This is a genomic window from Arthrobacter sp. NPDC093128, from assembly GCF_040683875.1.
Lineage (GTDB): Bacteria > Actinomycetota > Actinomycetes > Actinomycetales > Micrococcaceae > Arthrobacter.
The window spans coordinates 37,864-55,608 of sequence record NZ_JBFBEY010000008.1; the positions used below are offsets into that span (position 1 = coordinate 37,864).

The window sequence follows — 17,745 nt, forward strand, 5'->3', positions numbered from 1 at the left end:
TTGCGGTTCGCAATGTTAGTTATAGGAACAATACGCTTCCATAATCACTTTGGGCCACCATAGCGTGGAAGTATCCCGCTCACCCGCACCTTTTGAGGATTCCCTGTGGCACCCCCTCCGCCTTCCACGGCAACCGTCAGCCAGCCCGTCATCGATTCCGCCGCCTCCGCCGGTTCCCCACCCTCGCAGACTCCGCCGCGGACTTCGCCGCCGCAGGCTGCGCCGCCGCGGCCCGCGGACGCCACCCAGCCGATCGCCGTCGTCACTGAACGGCTTCCGTGGCGCCACACCTTCATTTCCCTCCGGGTCCCCAATTTCCGCATTTTTGCCATCGGGCACTTCATTGCGGTGGTGGCGCTTTGGATGCAACGGATTGCGCAGGACTGGCTGGTGCTGCAGCTTTCCGGCTCGGTCACCGCCGTCGGCATCACCGTGGCGCTGCAGTTCATGCCGTCCCTGGTGCTGGGGCCGTGGGGCGGGATGATGGCGGACAGGTTCCCGAAACGGAAGATCCTGGTTCTCTGCCAGGCCGTCGCGGCGGTCCTCGCGGCCACACTGGCCATCCTGGCGATCAGCCAGCGCATCGAAGTGTGGCACGTCTACACCATCGCCCTGGTGCTGGGACTTGTCACCGTCCTGGACCAGCCGGCCCGGCAGGTGTTCGTCAACGAACTCGTCGGCCCCACGTACCTGCGCAACGCCATCAGCGTGAACTCCACAACCTTCCAGCTGGGCGGACTCATCGGCCCTGCAATCGCCGGACTTCTGCTCACCGCCGTGGGTGCCGGCTGGGCCTTCGCCGCAAACGCCGTGGCCTGCTGCTCAACGGTGGCCATGCTGCTGCTTCTGCGCAAGGACCAGTTGTTCATCAGTGCGCCTGCTCCCAAGCGCAAGGGAATGCTCCGGGAGGGGCTGCGGTACGCACTCAGCAAGCCGACCATCTACTGGCCGTGGCTGATGGCCGGGTTCATCGCCGTATTCGCCATGAGCCTGCCGGTGCTGCTGGCCGCCTTCGCGGACCACGTGTACGACGTCGGCGCCGGAGGCTACGGCCTGCTGAACGCGCTGGTTGCGCTCGGTGCATTGGCCGGGGCCATTGCCTCCACCCGCCGCCGGCACCTGCGGCTGCGGTCAGTGGTCCTGGGCGCCGGAATGTACGGGCTCATGCTCTGCCTGGCGGCACTGGCGCCGTCCATGGTGTGGTTCGGCGCGGCCATGGTGCTCTCCGGGTTCTGGTGCCTGATGTTCCTGACCGCCTCGAACCAGCTGGTCCAGATCAGCTCCAACATGGGAATCCGCGGACGCGTTATGAGCCTGTACATCATGGTGCTGATCGGCGGCCAGGCCATCGGCGGTCCCATGATCGGATGGATTGCCGAGCACCTGGACCCGCACACTGCCATCCTGGTCTCCGGCGGGGTGCCGGTCCTGGCAGCGGTGACTGTCGCCGTCGTACTTGCCCGGCGCGGTGAGCTGACCCTCAAAGTGGACCTCAAGGACCGGCGCCACCTGCTCCGGATTGTCAGGCGAACGGTGAAGCAGCCGGTGCGCCGGCCTTCAGGACCGGCGCACCAGCCGGCCGCTACGCGCCCAGAGGGGCGTGCGGGTACTCCGCCTGCCGCTGCTGGAACTGCAGCACGTCCTTGTTGAGGATCTCTCCGCCGCGGATTTCGATGGCACGGGCGATCGTCTCGTTTCCGGCCCATGCCTCGGGACCGGAAATGACGGTTTCCAGGAAGGGGAGCAGCGCTTCGCTGATCTCCCAGCTGGAGGAGTTCCACAGGTAGGACGGACTGTGGTCCACGGCGTAGTAATCGATGTGGCTGCCCACCGTAAGCATGGGTTCGGCGAACGTGGTGGTTTTCGCCCAGCTGAAGCCCATGCCCTCATCGCAGGACACGTCCACGATCAGGCTGCCGGGACGGAACGCACCGAGGTCCTCTTCACGCAGGTACGTGAGGGGGGCATTGGGGTCCTGCAGCGTGCAGTTGACCACGATGTCGCTGGCAGCGAGGAACGGTGCCAGCGGCACCCTGCCGCGTTCGGTGATGACCTGGCTGAGGAACGGCGCCTTGTCGTCATGGTCGAACTGGGCGATCCGCACCGAGTGGATGGGCGAGCCGACGGCGGCCACGCCCCGGTTGGTCAGCACCTGGACATCGTGGATGCCGTGGGCATTCAGCGCGGTGACGGCACCGCGGGCGGTGGCGCCGAAACCAATGACGACGGCGGAAAGCCGCCGGCCGTAATCACCGGTGGACCCGGTCAAGGCAAGGGCGTGCAGGACGGAACAGTAGCCGGCCAGCTCGTTGTTCTTGTGGAAAACATGCAGGCCGAAGCCGCCGTCGCCGGCCCAGTGGTTCATGGCCTCGAAGGCGATCAGCGTGAGCTTCTTGTCGATGGCCAGCTGCGTGATGCCGCGGTCCTGGACACAGTGCGGCCAGCCCCAGAGGACCTGCCCGTCGCGGAGTTCGGCCAGATCTTCGGGCTGCGGTTTGGGCAGCAGGACGACGTCGGCGTCGGCAACGATCTGGTCGCGGGTGGCAATCCGTCCCACGAGGGAGGCCAGGTGGCTGTCCGAGACACCGAACCGTTCACCGTAGCCCTGTTCAAGGATGATCTGCCGCCTGAGCTCCGGTGCTATGCGGTCCAGATGAAGGGGGTGGAGCGGGAGTCGCCGTTCGTCAGGCTTTCGCGTGCTGGCGAGGACTCCGAGGGTGAGGTGGTTCACGGAGCCGGTCACTTCTTTTTGGGGCTCGCTGACTTGGCGGCGGTCGCCTTGTCGAGGGAGCTGGCGGGCGCTTCCGAGGCCCTCTTGTCGGCGCGTTTTTCCTTGATGGATTTGCCGGATTTTTTGGATGCTGCTTGACGCGGGGACTTGTCAGCCATGATTGCTCCTGTAGCGGAACCGAAGGGGTTCCTGACTTCTGACGATACAGGTAGGCGCCTAATGCCCCGGGGCCAGGCCACGGCGCGCAGGAAGCGACTGTGGCGGGCGGTGCTGGGAGGCGCCCGCAACGGGCGCTGCGAAGTCCGCGGGAAAATTGGAGCGGCTGACGGGAATCGAACCCGCGTATCAAGCTTGGGAAGCTAGCGCTCTACCATTGAGCTACAGCCGCATGGGGACCGGCCACGATGTGGTTGATAGTCCCGGTTGCGTCAACCGGATTTACTTTACCCCAGGCGCGCGCCGTCCCCGAACAGTGACACCGGAAACGTTGGCGCCTTCAGCTCGCACACGCGCCACTGTGAACACGTCCCGCTTGCGTTGGCGGGACCGGCTGTTCCATAACTGTTCGGTTAAGGCACGGCGCAGGCGGCTCCGAAGCGGCGACTCCTGAATATCCTGAAGAGGTTAGCTGCAGTATCAGGGGAACGGGCTACATCAGAAAGCTGTCCGACAATTAAGGGATCCCCGTGGCATTTGCAGAGTACGAGGTCGTCGTTGAACGCGATGCCATGACCGTGTACCAGTTCCTGCAGGACGGGCTAAATCTTCCCTCGTGGCGTGAAGGAATCCGCAGCATTGAACTGTGGTCCGGCGCCGTGGGCGCCAACGGCGCCGTTTACCAGCAGACCTTAACAGGCCCGGCGGGGCGCCCCATTGCCGCGGACTTCCAGATCACCCAGCTCAGGCCGGGCGCCGAGATCCAGTTCCAGGTGGTTGCCGGTCCCGCACGCCCGCACGGCGGCTATTACTTGAGCACCGAGGGAACAAACACCCGGGTCCGGTTCGCGCTGGAATTCCGGCCCAAGGGGTTGGCCGGACTCATGGACTTCATGATCCAGCGGACAATGAAGGCGGAAGTCGCCCAACTTGAACGCCTCAAGTCAGTCCTGGAGGCCCGGTCGACGGAGCAATAGCCACCGGGTACCAGCCGCCCGGCGGTTACTGCGCCGGACGTCGCGCCGTTACTGGGCCAGGCGTTGCCCCGCCCACGCACCCGGGATGGACGACGGCGAGGACAGCGCACCGGTGCTGAGGTCCCAGTACTGCACCACGTCGCCGGCGCGCCGGAGAGCCAGCCCCGTCGAATTCAGGCCCGTGACATCCTGCAGCGGACGGATCGCCGTGACGTCCGTCCATCCGCTGGCCACCACGCTGCGTGCTTCGGCGCGTGGTGCCGGTGCGCCTGAGCCGCGGTAGAGGCGGACGTTGCCGTCCGTCTGCCGCGCCAGCAGATCCTGGAAACCGTCGCCGTCGTAATCCACCATGGCCAGCCGGTTGGCTGAGACGCCCGACGCCATCAGCGTCCGGGTCACCAGGTCGCCCTTTCCCCGGTTGGGGTACAGCCAGAGGTTCCCCGATCCGTCCAGTGCCACCAGTTGGGGGAGCCGGTTGTTGGCGCACCAGCCTCCCAGGGCCAGGGTCATTCCGGCCCATCCGGACTGGCCCAGGGTCACGGCGGGGAGGAAGCCGCCGGCAACCTCTCCCGCATGCAACGTGAGCCGCCCGTCGGCCCATTGGACGAGGAGGTCAAAAACGCCATCGCGTTCCCAGTCCGTGACGAAAACTTCCTTGGCGGTGCCAAACCCGCTCCCGATGACCTGCTGTGCACCGAATTGCCGGTTCCCCAGCGAGGGGCGGTTAAGGAGCTGGCCAGACGAGTTAACGGACACAAGGTCGCCTGGACCCTTGATGGCCGCCGCCGCCAGGTCCGCCGTCGGGGGCATGTGCCGGACCAGCGGATCGCAGACGGTGACGGGTTGCGCCGGCGGTTCAGTGCTGCCGCCCGGGCTGGTGATGGTTCCGGCGGGGAGTGTGCTGTACCCGAAGAAGTTCACCACACCCCACATGGTGTATCGGTTGGGAGTGGTCTGCCAGTTTCCGTCCGTGAAAGTGATGCCGACGCCGATCACATTGAACCGCGGGTCCTTCAGGATGGCGTTGTGGGCAGGTGAGCCCTTCCACCACTCCACGAGCTGTGCGGCGTCGCGGTCCCAGCGGACTGCGATGACTTCCCCTGCGCCGTTGGTGGGGTTGAGGGCGCGGGAGTCGGTCCAGAAGTTCGAGCGGTGCTCTATCACTTCGCGGGAGGCAATGCTGTCGGACCACTCCTGCGCCATCCCGGCGACCGTGGCGTGGTACTTCACGGCGGGCAGTCCGAACGAAGCCCGGTAGCTGTTGATGGCGTTGAAGACGTTTTTGATCTGCGACGATGCGTCGTCCCTGACCAGGGCTTCCGTGGTGAGGGATTCCGTCTGGAGCGCCTCGGTGGCGGCGGCGGGCACGGCCGGGGGTTGCGACGGAGCTTGGGCCAAGGCCGCGAGGTCCGCGTCCGTGGCGGACAGCGGTGGAATGGACGCAGGTTCGGGCGGGGTGTCCTCAGCTGGCGGCGCAGCCGTTCCGGCATCGGACGCAGGCAGGGTTGCCTTGGACATAGTGCCGGCTGGGGCCACAGCGGACGCCGCTCCCGACGTATCTGCCAGTCCGGCGGAGTCGCCCGCCCGGATGTCCGGGTCCACGGCGGGGGCGAGGCCCGGCGCCGCAGCGGCGGCTTCCGTGCCGCCGTCGTACGTGGCCGACGGCGGGCCGAGGGCGACGCTCTGCGTCTGGTGCCCCATGGCTGAAGACCCGGCGGATTCCGGGCTTGAGGAAAATCCCCCCAGCTGGCCGGCAGCAGGCGGGATGAGAGCCAGCGCGCAGATCATGGCCGCCGTTGCCCGTGCCGAAATTTTCCTCAAGTCAACCCCAGATCCGTCGGCGTCCCTTTTGCCGGGAGAGACGCCGTCACAGCCGCAACATCAGACTCATCCTGTAGCGGAAATGACGTTCCTTAACAGCAGCAACAGTAGCCCCGGACCGCGGGGTGGGCAATGGTGCGGTATTTTTGAGTGTGCTGATCTCTGACCGCGATATTCGTGCCGAAATTGATTCCCAACGGATTGTCCTGGATCCGTATGACCCTGTGATGGTCCAGCCGTCGTCCGTGGACGTGCGGATCGACAGGTTTTTCCGGCTGTTCGACAACCACAAATACGCGCACATCGACCCCGCCGAGGACCAGCCTGAGCTGACCCGTCTGGTCGAAGTGGACTCCGGGGAGCCGTTCATCCTCCACCCGGGCGAATTCGTGCTCGGTTCCACCTACGAGACAGTTACCTTGCCGGATGACATCGCCGCACGCCTGGAGGGCAAGTCCTCACTCGGCCGGCTGGGGCTGTTGACGCACTCCACCGCGGGGTTCATCGATCCTGGCTTCTCCGGCCACGTCACCCTCGAGCTGTCCAACATGGCCACCCTGCCCATTAAGCTGTGGCCGGGTATGAAGATCGGCCAGCTGTGCTTCTTCAAGCTGAGCTCGGCCGCCGAGTTCCCCTACGGTTCCGGTGAGTACGGCAACCGCTATCAGGGTCAGCGCGGGCCTACCGCCAGCCGCAGCCACCTGAACTTCCACCGCACCGAGATCTGAGGGAGCGTCGCTGTTTGGGCGGCGGGATCTGAGAGAGCGTCGCTGTTTAGGCGGCGGGGGCGGGCTGTGGTTTAGCCGGGCGCCGCAACATCTTCACGATCGGTTCCACGTAGCGCGCCGCCAGCGGACCCATGATGGCCATGATGAGCACGTAAGCCGTTGCCAGCGCCGCCAAGTTATGCGGCACCACCCCGGAGGCCACCGCCAGGCCGGCGATGACGATGGAGAATTCGCCGCGGGCTATGAGCGCGGCACCGGCACGGAAGCGGCCGGGGAGGGCAATTCCTGCGCGTTTTGCCGCCCAGATTCCCGTGATCATTTTGGTGGCGGCCGTGACGACGGCAAGGATCAGTGCCCAGCCAAGGACCGGCGGGATGGTCGTGGGGTCGGTATTGAGGCCGAAGACCACGAAGAAAATGGCCGCGAACAAATCCCGCAGCGGCTCAAGGATGCGGGTTGCGCTGTGCGCGGTGGCACCGGAAATGGCGATGCCGAGCATGAACGCACCCACTGCGGCCGAGACCTGCATTGCGGCGGCGAGGCCAGCCACCAGCAGGGCCGCGCCGAGGAGGTTCAACAGGAAGACCTCGGAGTTTTCGCTGTGCACCGCCTTGGACACATGGTGTCCGTGCCGGAGGGCAACCACCAGCACCACAGTGACCACCGCCAGTGAAATTCCGACTGTCTGAAGGCCCACCAGGAAGCTGACGCCGGCCAGGGTGGCGGTCAGGACGGGCAGGTAAATGGCCATCGCCAGATCCTCGAAGACCAGGATGGAGAGCACTACCGGGGTTTCGCGGTTACCGATACGGCCCAGGTCCGTAATCACCTTCGCAGCTATGCCGGAGGAGGAGATGTAGGTGACGCCGCCCATCACCATCGCTCCCACCACTCCCCAGCCCAGCCATACCGCCAGGCCTGCGCCCGGCAGGAAGTTCAGCACGAAGTCCAGGACGCCGGCCTGCCACGACCTGCGCAGCCCGGTGACCAGCTCGGTGGCCGTATATTCCAATCCGAGCATAAGCAGCAGGAGGATCACTCCGATCTCGCTGGAGAGATGTGCGAACTCGTGCATACCCTCCAGCTTGACCAGGCCGCCGGCCCCGAAAAACAGCCCGCCCACCAGGTACAAGGGAATGGGGGACATTCCGATCCGCCCGGCCAGCCTGGCCAGCAGGCCAAGGCAGAAGACTACGGCCCCCAGTTCGATGAGGGTTAGCGCGAGCGGATCCATGCCGCTCAGCCGTTGCGCAGGATATCGGCCGCCGTGTCGAGGCCTTCTTGCGTTCCCACCGCCACGAGCAGGTCGCCGGGGTGAAGGACAATGTCCGGCCCTGGGGAGGGCACAACCTCTCCTTCGCGCATGATCGCAACGATGGAGACGCCGCTGCGCGTGCGGATGCAGGCCTTCCCCATGGGCTGGTTGTTGAATGGCGAGTCGGCGCCGATGGAGAACTGGCGCGTGACGATTCCGGGGATCTCCCGGTGTTCCTCGGACAGCTGCATCGCCAGGCGTTGGCCACCCAGGAGGTTGCCCAGGGTAGCGGCTTCGTCAGCTGTCAGGGGGATGGACGCCTGGCACGTATCGGGATCGTCCCAGGTAGAAACGATCAGTTCGGTTTGACCCTCACGGTATTCCACCACGCCGATCCGGCGCCCCGAGGTGGTCATGAAATCCTTGCGCCTGCCGAGGCCAGGGAGGTCTGTCTCATCCACGTTCATGGCACCAGCCTAGTCCGCGCGGAGGCAGTTGGGGCTCCGAAACCGCCGAATTCCCGGCCGCCCGCTCAGGCGTCAGGAACCACGGCGATCTGCACCTTGCCGGGCGGTTTGACCGGCAGCAGCACCAGCAGTCCGGCCAGCAGCACCACCATGATGCCGAGGATGCCCCAACGCTGTGCTTCCCCCGGTTCCACGAGCGGGGAGGCCACGGCGATGCAGAGCGTAAAGAGCGTTGGTGCCAGGAAGCTGACTGCCCGGCCCGTGGTGGCGTACAGGCCAAAGAGCTCCCCGGATTCGCCGTGCGGCGCCAGCCGGGCAAGGTAGGCGCGGGACGAGGACTGGGCAGGGCCAACGAAGAGGCACAGGAACAGCCCGAACACCCAGAACGTGGTGGCACCTGCCCAGGCCTGGCCAAAGAAGACATAGCTGCCGTTGCCCAGGACCAGGATGACCGTGCCGGCGACCAGCAGGCCGACCAGGGAACCGATGATGACGGCCTTAGGCCCGATCCGGTCGTCCAGGAAGCCGCCGATCATGGCTCCCACAGCTGCCACGACGTTGCCGAAGATGGCGAAGAAAATGACTTCCTTCAGTTCGAACCCGAACGTTCCCGCGGCGATGATCCCGCCAAATGTAAAGACGGCGGCCAGTCCGTCCCGGAAGATGGCGCTGGCGAGGAGGAAGAAGATGGTGTGCGGGCTGGTCCGGTAGATGGCCCTGATGCGGCGGACCAGCAACCCGTAGGAGGCCAGGAAACCCAGCTTGGCGCCCTGCTGCGGCTTGGGCAGTTCCGGCACGGCGAACAGGACCGGCAGGGCGAAGATGAAGAACCAGAGGGCGGAGAACACCGCCACGAGCCGGATGTTGAGGCTGTCCTGGGTGGAGGCGCCGAACCACGCGAAGCTCGGCTGGACGAACAGCTGCAGGACTATCAGCAGCGCGACGATGCCGCCGAGGTAGCCCATGCCCCAGCCGAAGCCGCTGACCTTGCCGATGTTCTTAGGGGTGGAGATCTGGGCCAGCATGGCGTTGTAGTTCACCCCCGCGAACTCGAAGAAGACGTTGCCCAGGGCGATGAGCGTGACGCCGAGCAGCAGGAACTCCGGCCGCGGAAAGACGAAAAAGCACAATCCGGTCAGCGCGGAGACGGCGGCCGTGTTGACGCCAAGCCACAGCTTGCGGCGTCCGCCGGTGTCCGAACGCTGGCCCGTCACCGGCGCAAGGAGGGCGATGGCGGCGCCGGCGATGGCGAGGGCACCGCCGAGCACCGCAGACGCCTGGTCCTCGCCGCCGAAAGCATTGGACGTCAGGTAGACGGTGAACACAAACGTGGTCATCACGGCGTTGAAGGCCGCTGAGCCCCAGTCCCAGGCGGCCCAGGCGAGGACCCTTCCCTTGCTGGTGGCCAGCGTTCCGGACTCCAGTTCGGACGGGGGCTGCGTAGCCGCGGAGGCGGTGGCGGGGTTCATAGGCTGATGCTATCCGCCCTAAGCGCAACGACGAGTTAACGGAAGGTGGAAACTCCCCGGAGTCACGGGGAATCCGTGCCCCACCGGCCCCGTGCGTGTCAAAAGTGTTTGCGTCCGCTTGATAAACTGTGGGCACCGAACCTGACGAATAACCGCCTGCTCCAACTTTTGACAATCGAATTCCTGACGTTGCGGAGATAACCAGTGATCACAGTCCTTGCCGTGCATTTCGCGGTGGCCGCTGTGGCGCCGTTCCTGTTCCGGAAATTCCGCAGGAACTCGTTCTACGCGCTGGCCGCGGTCCCCGCAGGCTCGTTCGCCTGGCTGCTTCTGCAACGCGACGCTGTGTACCAGGGCGCATCCGGCCAAGCCTCCGCGGCACCACCTTTCACGGGCGGCGCAGTCACCGAGATCCTGCCCTGGATCCCCGAACTCAAGATCGAACTCGCGTTCCGGATGGACGCCCTGGCTTGGATCATGTCCCTGCTGGTGCTCGGGGTGGGTGCGCTGGTGCTGGTCTACTGCGCACGCTACTTCAAGAACAAGGACAGCAACCTGGGCGGCTTCGGCGCCCAGCTCCTGGCCTTTGCCGGCGCGATGTTCGGCCTGGTCACGGCCGACGACCTGCTCCTGATGTTCATTTTCTGGGAACTCACCACCGTCCTGTCGTATCTGCTGATCGGCTACGCCCGCACCAGGCTTTCCGCCAGGCGCTCTGCGCTGCAGGCCCTGATGGTCACCACGGCGGGCGGCCTGGCCATGCTGGTGGGCCTCATCATGTTGGGTTTCAGCGCCGGAACCTATCGGATTTCAGCCATCCTGGAGCAGGCTCCGGAGCTGGCCGGCGGGCCGGCAGCGGGAGCCGTGGCCGCCGCCGTCGTACTGATCCTCATCGGTGCCGTGACGAAGTCGGCACTGATCCCGTTCCATTTCTGGCTCCCGGGGGCCATGGCGGCGCCCACGCCCGTGAGCGCGTACCTTCATGCCGCGGCGATGGTGAAGGCCGGGGTCTACCTCGTGGCACGCCTGGCGCCGGGGTTCGCGGAAACGGCCTACTGGCTGCCCATGGTGCTGGTCCTGGGCCTGGCCACCATGCTGATGGGCGGGTACCGGGCGCTCCGGCAGACGGATATCAAGCTCATCCTCGCCTATGGCACAGTCAGCCAGCTGGGCTTCCTCACCATGGTGGTGGGGCTAGGTAAACCGGATGCTGCGTTGGCGGGGCTGGCCCTGCTCCTGGCCCACGGGCTCTTCAAGGCCACCCTGTTCCTAGTGGTGGGCATCATCGACCACCAGTCCGGAACCCGTGACCTGCGCAAGTTGTCCGGGGTCTACAAGTCATCCCGGGCGTTGGCTGTCGTCGCGGCCATCGGTGCCGCCTCGATGGCCGGAATCCCGCCGCTGGCAGGCTTTGTGGCCAAGGAATCAGTGTTCGAGGCCTTCGTGCACTACGGCACCTCCCCTGACTCCGCGGGCCAGCCGAACGCCTGGGGACTGGTGGTGCTCGCAGGGCTGGTGCTGGGATCCATCCTCACGTTCGCCTACAGCGCACGCTTTATGTGGGGCGCCTTCGCGGCAAAGCCGGGCATCGAGCCCACACCGTTCAAAGCCATCAAGCCGTCCTTCCTGGCCGCCCCGGCCCTGCTGAGCCTGCTCACCATCGTCTATGGCCTGTGGCCGGCGCCGGTGGACGAGTGGATCCAGCCGTACGCCGCGGAATTCGTGCACGACGGCGGCGATCCGGCAAGCGCGGCAGGGCACCTCGCGCTCTGGCACGGATTTACCCCCGCACTCGGCCTGACGGCCATCACCTTCCTGCTGGGTGTGGCCATGTTCTACGGACGCAACCTCGTGGCGCGGGGTCAGAGCCTGGTGCCGGCCTGGGTGGACGGCGACCGCGCCTACCAGGTGACCATCGGCGCCCTGGATGACGTGGCAGTCTGGGTCACGGGACGCACGCAGCGTGGTTCGCTGTTCTTCTACCTTGCCGTGATTCTCACAGTGGCGTTCGTGCTTCCCCTCACCGCCCTGATCATTGCAGGGAAGCCCCTGCCGGACGGCCTGTACTTCATTGATCCCAATTCTCCGCTTCAGCTCGTGGCGGGGGCCGGCATCGTGATCGGGGCGCTGGCTGCCGTGCGGGCGAACAAACGGTTCCTCGCGGTGCTGATGGTCTCGGTGACCGGCTACGGCATCGCCCTCATGTTCGCCCTGCAGGGTGCACCGGACCTGGCCCTGACCCAGATGCTGGTGGAAACCATCATCCTGGTGGCGTTCGTCCTGGCCATGCGCAGCCTGCCGGCCGAGCTCCGGGACCGTACCGGCGGCAAGTACCGCGTGATCCGCGTGATCATCGGGGTGGCTTTCGGCGTCACCATGATCTTCGTGGCCATTTACGCCATGGGCGCCCGGATCGCGACGCCCGTCTCCCTGGAGTTCCCGCGGCTCGCCTACGAAGGCGGCGGGGGACTCAACGTCGTGAACGTCACGCTCGTGGACATCCGGGCGTGGGACACCTTCGGCGAGATCTCCGTGCTCGCGCTTGCCGCCACCGGCGTGGCCAGCCTCATCTTCGTGAAGGGGCGCGGCGACGGCATCCGGTCCTCCTCTTCAGTGGCCGAAGGCACGGTGGGCCGGCGGTCCCTTGCCGGCCAGAGCTCCCGTGACAGCGCCGCACTGGCCCTGACCCGCCAGTTTGCAGCTTCCACCCGGGACGCCTGGCTCGTCGCAGGACGCACCTTGGCTCCCGAACGGCGCTCCATCATCTTCGAGGTGGTCACCCGGCTGGTGTTCCACTCCATGGTCGTTTTCTCCATTTACCTCCTCCTCGCCGGCCATAACCTTCCCGGCGGCGGCTTCGCCGGCGGGCTGATGGCCGGGCTCGCCCTGACCATCCGGTACCTCGCCGGCGGCCGCTTCGAATTGCGGGAAGCCACCCCGGTGGGCGCGGGAACACTCCTGGGCATCGGGCTGGCCACGGCCGCGGCGTCGGGGGTGGTGCCGCTGCTGCTCGGCGGCCAGGTCTTCCAGAGCGCCATCATCGAACTGTGGATGCCGGTGTTCGGCGACATCAAGTTCGTCACCTCCACCATTTTCGACATCGGCGTCTACATCGTGGTGGTGGGGCTGGTGCTTGACGTGCTGCGCAGCCTTGGCGCCGAAATCGATGAACACTTTGAAGAGCGCCCCGCCGGCGAGACCGAAGGCCAGGAACCGGACGGGGTTCCCGCGGAAACCACCGGGAGGGGGAAAGCATGAGCGTCAACCTGACACTGCTGACGGTCATGGGAGCCCTCTATGCCTGCGGTATCTACCTGATCATGGAACGAAGCCTCACCCGGGTGCTCCTGGGCCTGATGCTGCTGGCCAACGCGACCAACCTGCTGATCCTGGCCACCGGCGGCTACGCCGGCCTGGCACCCATGTTCAGCAAGGACACGGACCCCCGGGACTACAACGACCCCCTCCCTCAGGCGCTGATCCTGACCTCGATCGTGATCTCCTTCGCGGTGACCGCGTTCATGCTGGGCATCATCTACCGTTCATGGGTGCTGGCCCGCCGCGATGAGATCCAGGACGACGTCGAAGACATCCGCGTGGCCGAAACCCCCAGCTTCGATGCCGAGGACGATTCCGAGATCCCAGTCGAGACGTCCGAGTTTCCGCTGACCATGATCGGATCCGACGGCCGGGGAATTTCCGATTCGGGTGTTTCCGGCGACGGCGCTTCCGGCGACAGCCCGGAGCACGCCACCGTGAAAGCGGGGGACCACAGCATCCGCGCCAAAGACGCCGCCGCGGAAGAACAGCCCGGCTCCCAAAACGTGACCCCCGGCCCGGAAGGAAGTGTGAAGTGAACATCGCAAGCTTTGCCCCGCTCGCCGTCGTACTTCCCATCCTCGGTGCCGCCCTGACGTTCGTGCTGATCCGGCACTCGCGGGCCCAGCGGGTGGTCAGCATCACGCTGCTGTCCCTGACCCTCCTGCTGGAGTGCATCCTGCTGGCTTCGGTGTGGGACGGCGGAACCGCGGCCGTCAACATCGGCGGCTGGCTGCCGCCGTGGGGCATCGTGATGGTGGTGGACCAGTTCTCCTCGCTGATGCTGGTGGTCTCCTCCACGGTCAGCCTCGCGGTGCTGGTGTACGCCACCGGCCAGGGCATGGCCGACGGCGACCAGGACGCCCCGCTGTCGATCTTCCACCCCACCTACCTGATCCTGGTGGCAGGGGTGTCCAACGCGTTCCTTTCGGGGGACCTTTTCAACCTCTATGTGGGGTTCGAGATCCTGCTGACGGCCAGCTACGTGCTGATGACCCTCGGCGGAACCGGCCCCCGTATCCGCGCCGGCGTGACCTATGTGGTGGTCTCCGTGGTGTCATCGGTCCTGTTCCTGATCGCGATCGCGATGATCTACGGGGCTACCGGAACCATCAACATGGCGGACCTGGCCATCAAGCTGGCGGACCTGGACCCGGGAACGCAGATGCTGCTGCACGTGATGCTGCTCGTGGCATTCGGCATCAAGGCGGCCGTCTTCCCGCTGTCCTTCTGGCTGCCTGACTCGTACCCCACGGCCCCGGCTCCCGTCACTGCGGTGTTCGCCGGCCTGCTGACCAAGGTGGGCGTCTACGCGATGGTGCGCACCGAGACGCTCCTCTTTCCGGGGGACTCGCTGAACACCCCCCTGATGGTGGCGGCGCTGCTGACCATGGTGGTGGGAATCCTGGGTGCGTTGGCGCAGAGCGACATCAAGCGTCTGCTCTCCTTCACCCTGGTAAGCCACATCGGCTACATGGTGTTCGGGCTGGCCATGTCCTCCGTGGCGGGGCTGGGCGCGGCGGTGTTCTACGTGGCCCACCACATCACCATCCAGACCAGCCTGTTCCTGGTTACGGGCCTGATCGAACGACGCGGCGGAAGCTCGTCGATCGACCGCGTTGCCGGGCTGGCCAAGCTGTCCCCGGTGCTTGCCCTGCTGTTCTTCGTTCCCGCCATGAACCTGGCCGGGATCCCGCCGTTCTCGGGCTTCCTGGGAAAGCTTGGGCTGATGCAGGCCGGCGTAGAGCTCGGCACACCGCTGGCCTATGCCCTGGTGATCGGCGGCGTCCTGACCAGCCTGCTGACGCTCCTTGCCGTTGCCCGGGTATGGAACCGTGCGTTCTGGCGCAAGCCCGAGGACGCCGAGAACCCGGATCCCGTGCTGCTGGCCTCCCCTGAGGACGCCGATTCGGGCGACCGCGCGGGCAAACGCAACGTCACGCTGCTGCCGCGGACCATGGTGGGATCAACCATGGGGTTGGTGATCTTCGGCGTGGCGCTTACCGTCTTCGCCGGGCCGCTGTTCCGGGTGGCGGACCAGTCCGCCGTCGAGATGCTGGACCGGTCCGCCTACATCCAGGCGGTGCTGGGCGAGAACGCGCCGGTGCACCCGATTGCCCAGCCTGAACCTGCCCAGCCTGAACCTGCCCAGCCTGAACCTGCCCAGCCTGAACTTGCCCAGCCTGAACTTGCCCAGCCTGAACCTGCCTGGCAGGAGGCGCAGAAATGAGCCGCCGGCGGATCTCCCTCCGGCAGGAGCTGCCGCTCCTGGTCTGGCTGGTGTTTGTCTGGGCGGCGCTCTGGCAGGACTTCAGCCCCGGCAACCTCCTGTTCGGGGCGCTCATCGCCGTGGTGGTGGCCAGGCTGTTCTACCTGCCCCCGGTGGAACTGGGCGGCCGATTCAGCGTTGTGCGTGCCGTCGCGTTCGCGATCGTGTTCCTGGGCAAGGTCGTGGCCGCCAGCTTCCAGGTGCTGTACCTGGCCATGGCCCGCGGGCCCAAGGTGACCAACGCCGTCGTGGCCGTCCAGCTTCGGAGCCATTCGGACTTGATGGTGACCGCCACCGGCCACGTCATATCGCTGATTCCGGGCTCGCTGGTGGTGGAGGTGGACCGCTCCACGTCCACGCTCTACATCCACGGGCTGAACGTCCGCAACGGGGAGGACGTGATGAGCCTGCGTAAGGAAGTCCGGGACACCGAGGCCGGGCTGATCAGGATCATGGGCACCAAAGAGGAACTTGCCGAGCTGAAACAGGAGGTGGACTCATGATGGAGATCGTGCTGACCGTGACGGCTGTGATCCTGTCCCTCGCGGCAGCCGGGGCAATTGTCCGCATCGCCATCGGCCCGTCCCTGCTGGACCGGGTCCTTGCCTCCGACGTGCTGCTGGCCATCATCGGGGCCACGCTCTGCATAGACATGGCCGTCAACCGGCATCTGAACAACCTGATGCTGCTCGTGGCGCTGTCCATCATCGGGTTCATCGGGTCCGTGACCGTGGCCCGCTTCGTGGCGGACCGGCGGGAGCAGCCCAATGAATCCTGAGGTATCCGGCGTGGACACAGTCATTGACACGGTCTCTGCCGTTTTTATGGTGGTGGGCGCCCTGATGTCCCTCGGCGCGGCCGTTGGCCTGCTGCGCTTCCCCGACCTGATGAGCAGGATGCACGCCGCCACCAAGCCCCAGGTGCTGGGCCTCTTCCTGCTGCTGGCAGCGGTGGGCCTGCAGCTGCGGACCTGGTGGGTGTGGCCCGTGTTGTTCGTGGCGTGGATCTTCCAGGTGCTCACCGTGCCGGTGTCCGCGCACATGGTGGGCAGGGCCGGCTACCGTACCAAGCACCTGCACCGGGAACTCCTCACCACGGACGAGCTGGAAGCCGTGGTGCAGAAAGCCGCCGACAAACGTGACGCGGACGACGACGAAGCAAGCGGCCGGGCCTGACTTCCCATGGAGTTTTTGTCCAGATAACGCGACTTCGAGCCCGCTCATCGGCCATTTTCTGGACAAAAACTCCAATAGGGATGTGGGCTAGACGATGTCCTGGCTCTTGGCGAAGCGGGTGATGGCACGCTGGGTGCCGCGGTTGGCCAAAACCTGGATGATCGCGCTGACGGCTGCCGAAATCAGGGCAAAGGTCAGGGCGCTGCGCAGGGTGGTGGGAACGTCATCCTTGTCGCCCTTGGGAGGCTTCCTGCCGGTGACCTTTTCCCAGATGACGTCAACGGCCTTGGTGCCGGCGAATCCGGCCAGCAGGCTCACTCCGGTTCCAAGCAGCTTGATGAAAAGACTCATTCCAGGTACTCCTAAGACGGCGGAAACAGGGCTTCCCCTAGCCTAGCCCCCTGAGCGCGCGGAGCACGGTCAGCCTTCCGCCGGAACAAGGCGGCGGGCCGCCCGATTGTGACAACTTCCCCCGGGATTTCGCGGGCCCCCGGGTGTAAACTGATCAACGCCCACAAGGGCGATTTGATACGACAGGGGAGCGTCGCCGTCGGGCATCACTGGAGCAGTCCAGGGGAACCGGAGGCGGGCGCTGAGAGTGCGGACAGCCGCAGACCCTCGAACCTGATCCGGTTAGTACCGGCGCAAGGGAGTCGAGTTCTCAGAGTGTCCGGCAGCAGGCGGCGGAAGCCGCGGTCCGGCCGGGAAACACTCTCCCCTCCTGTACCTCAGGAGGAAGACATGACTGATATTTCTGCAAAGCAGACGTTGCACCACGGCAAGAAGAGCTGGCGCGTGGTGGACATTGTTGTTGCCGCGTTGATCGCGGTGGCCGGCGGCGTTATTTTCTGGGCATGGTCCCAGGGTGCCGCCGCTGTTTCGCCGCCCATGAACGCCGTATACCCGCCGCTGACCGGCCTCATCGCCGGCGGCTGGATGATTCCCGCCGTCCTGGGCATGCTGATTATCCGCAAGCCGGGCGCTGCCATCTTCTGCGAAACCGTGGCTGCCACCGGGGAGCTCATCATGGGCTCGCAGTACGGCGCGTCCGTGCTGTTCTCCGGCTTCGTGCAGGGCCTCGGCGCGGAAATCATTTTCGCCGTGTTCGTCTACAAGAAGTTCAACCTGCCCGTTTCGCTGCTGGCCGGCGCCGCGGCAGGCTTCTTCTGCGGACTGAACGATGCGTTCGCGCCGTGGGGCTGGAACATCGCATACGCTGCCGGTGACAAACTGGCCTACATCATCTTCACCGCCATCTCAGGCGCCATCATCGCTGGGGGGCTGTCCTGGATCGCCACGCGCGGTCTGGCCAGGACCGGCGTGCTGAGCTCCTTCGCCTCCCGCAAGGCAGCCACGGAGCCCGTCTTCTCCTGATGACG

General features: G+C 65.8%; 17 protein-coding genes, 1 tRNA gene and 1 riboswitch. Of the genes, 10 read left to right on the forward strand and 8 right to left on the reverse strand.

What is annotated here, in order from left to right:
• Positions 1 to 105 precede the first annotated feature (105 nt).
• The gene (locus AB0N24_RS11030) at positions 106 to 1,650 is read left to right on the forward strand and encodes an MFS transporter (protein ID WP_364123719.1); all 1,545 of its coding nucleotides are present in this window, start codon (positions 106 to 108) and stop codon (positions 1,648 to 1,650) included.
• On the opposite strand, the gene AB0N24_RS11035 is transcribed toward AB0N24_RS11030, so the two are convergent.
• The 3 genes from AB0N24_RS11035 to AB0N24_RS11045 form a co-directional block, all read right to left on the reverse strand.
• Entirely contained in the window at positions 1,583 to 2,743 is a 1,161-nt protein-coding gene (locus tag AB0N24_RS11035; RefSeq protein ID WP_364123721.1) for a N(5)-(carboxyethyl)ornithine synthase, read from the reverse strand. The two genes, AB0N24_RS11030 and AB0N24_RS11035, sit on opposite strands and share 68 nt — an antisense overlap.
• Entirely contained in the window at positions 2,740 to 2,889 is a 150-nt protein-coding gene (locus AB0N24_RS11040) for a hypothetical protein (protein ID WP_364123723.1), read from the reverse strand. The genes AB0N24_RS11035 and AB0N24_RS11040 overlap by 4 nt, the downstream gene beginning before the upstream one ends.
• Before the next feature lie 156 nt (positions 2,890 to 3,045).
• Positions 3,046 to 3,119: transfer RNA gene (locus tag AB0N24_RS11045), tRNA-Gly, on the reverse strand.
• Positions 3,120 to 3,417: 298 nt separating this feature from the next.
• Here AB0N24_RS11045 and AB0N24_RS11050 point away from each other — a divergent pair.
• On the forward strand, positions 3,418 to 3,864 hold the full coding sequence (locus AB0N24_RS11050) for an SRPBCC family protein (protein ID WP_364123725.1): 447 nt from the start codon (positions 3,418 to 3,420) through the stop codon (positions 3,862 to 3,864).
• Positions 3,865 to 3,912: 48 nt separating this feature from the next.
• Here the strand turns inward: AB0N24_RS11050 and AB0N24_RS11055 are convergent, their stop codons facing one another.
• A complete protein-coding gene (locus AB0N24_RS11055) occupies positions 3,913 to 5,685 on the reverse strand; it encodes a CAP domain-containing protein (protein WP_364123727.1) in 1,773 nt (590 codons plus the stop codon).
• A 152-nt stretch (positions 5,686 to 5,837) separates the two neighbouring features.
• Here AB0N24_RS11055 and dcd point away from each other — a divergent pair, with 152 nt between their 5' ends.
• The gene (gene dcd, locus AB0N24_RS11060; RefSeq protein ID WP_364123729.1) at positions 5,838 to 6,413 is read left to right on the forward strand and encodes a dCTP deaminase; all 576 of its coding nucleotides are present in this window, start codon (positions 5,838 to 5,840) and stop codon (positions 6,411 to 6,413) included.
• A gap of 46 nt (positions 6,414 to 6,459) precedes the next feature.
• On the opposite strand, the gene AB0N24_RS11065 is transcribed toward dcd, so the two are convergent.
• The 3 genes from AB0N24_RS11065 to AB0N24_RS11075 form a co-directional block, all read right to left on the reverse strand.
• Complete coding sequence (locus AB0N24_RS11065; protein WP_364123731.1) at positions 6,460 to 7,647, reverse strand: cation:proton antiporter; 1,188 nt, start codon at positions 7,645 to 7,647, stop codon at positions 6,460 to 6,462.
• Positions 7,648 to 7,652: 5 nt separating this feature from the next.
• Positions 7,653 to 8,135 carry a cation:proton antiporter regulatory subunit gene (locus AB0N24_RS11070; protein WP_364123733.1) on the reverse strand — a complete coding sequence of 161 codons (483 nt, stop codon included), beginning with the start codon at positions 8,133 to 8,135 and terminating at the stop codon, positions 7,653 to 7,655.
• A 65-nt stretch (positions 8,136 to 8,200) separates the two neighbouring features.
• Positions 8,201 to 9,604 carry an MFS transporter gene (locus AB0N24_RS11075; protein ID WP_364123735.1) on the reverse strand — a complete coding sequence of 468 codons (1,404 nt, stop codon included), beginning with the start codon at positions 9,602 to 9,604 and terminating at the stop codon, positions 8,201 to 8,203.
• Between the two features lie 204 nt (positions 9,605 to 9,808).
• On the opposite strand from AB0N24_RS11075, the gene AB0N24_RS11080 reads away from it, so the two are divergent.
• From AB0N24_RS11080 to mnhG, 6 genes are read left to right on the forward strand one after another with little or no spacing between them, the layout of a single operon-like run.
• A complete protein-coding gene (locus AB0N24_RS11080) occupies positions 9,809 to 12,862 on the forward strand; it encodes a Na+/H+ antiporter subunit A (RefSeq protein ID WP_364123737.1) in 3,054 nt (1,017 codons plus the stop codon).
• Positions 12,859 to 13,461, forward strand: coding sequence for a Na(+)/H(+) antiporter subunit C (locus AB0N24_RS11085; RefSeq protein ID WP_364123739.1), 603 nt, complete (start codon positions 12,859 to 12,861; stop codon positions 13,459 to 13,461). The genes AB0N24_RS11080 and AB0N24_RS11085 overlap by 4 nt, the downstream gene beginning before the upstream one ends.
• Entirely contained in the window at positions 13,458 to 15,152 is a 1,695-nt protein-coding gene (locus AB0N24_RS11090; RefSeq protein WP_364123741.1) for a Na+/H+ antiporter subunit D, read from the forward strand. The genes AB0N24_RS11085 and AB0N24_RS11090 overlap by 4 nt, the downstream gene beginning before the upstream one ends.
• The gene (locus tag AB0N24_RS11095; RefSeq protein WP_364123743.1) at positions 15,149 to 15,694 is read left to right on the forward strand and encodes a Na+/H+ antiporter subunit E; all 546 of its coding nucleotides are present in this window, start codon (positions 15,149 to 15,151) and stop codon (positions 15,692 to 15,694) included. Before AB0N24_RS11090 ends, AB0N24_RS11095 begins: the two co-directional genes overlap by 4 nt.
• Positions 15,691 to 15,969, forward strand: coding sequence for a monovalent cation/H+ antiporter complex subunit F (locus tag AB0N24_RS11100; RefSeq protein WP_104174799.1), 279 nt, complete (start codon positions 15,691 to 15,693; stop codon positions 15,967 to 15,969). The genes AB0N24_RS11095 and AB0N24_RS11100 overlap by 4 nt, the downstream gene beginning before the upstream one ends.
• Positions 15,959 to 16,366 carry a monovalent cation/H(+) antiporter subunit G gene (gene mnhG / locus AB0N24_RS11105; RefSeq protein ID WP_364123745.1) on the forward strand — a complete coding sequence of 136 codons (408 nt, stop codon included), beginning with the start codon at positions 15,959 to 15,961 and terminating at the stop codon, positions 16,364 to 16,366. Before AB0N24_RS11100 ends, mnhG begins: the two co-directional genes overlap by 11 nt.
• An 87-nt stretch (positions 16,367 to 16,453) precedes the next feature.
• Here mnhG and AB0N24_RS11110 read toward each other — a convergent pair whose 3' ends face one another.
• Positions 16,454 to 16,717, reverse strand: a complete 264-nt coding sequence (locus AB0N24_RS11110) for a DUF4235 domain-containing protein (RefSeq protein WP_364123747.1) — start codon at positions 16,715 to 16,717, stop codon at positions 16,454 to 16,456.
• A 174-nt stretch (positions 16,718 to 16,891) separates the two neighbouring features.
• A riboswitch (TPP riboswitch) is annotated at positions 16,892 to 17,035 on the forward strand.
• A gap of 72 nt (positions 17,036 to 17,107) precedes the next feature.
• Here AB0N24_RS11110 and AB0N24_RS11115 point away from each other — a divergent pair.
• Complete coding sequence (locus tag AB0N24_RS11115; protein ID WP_364123749.1) at positions 17,108 to 17,740, forward strand: ECF transporter S component; 633 nt, start codon at positions 17,108 to 17,110, stop codon at positions 17,738 to 17,740.
• Positions 17,741 to 17,745 lie beyond the last annotated feature (5 nt).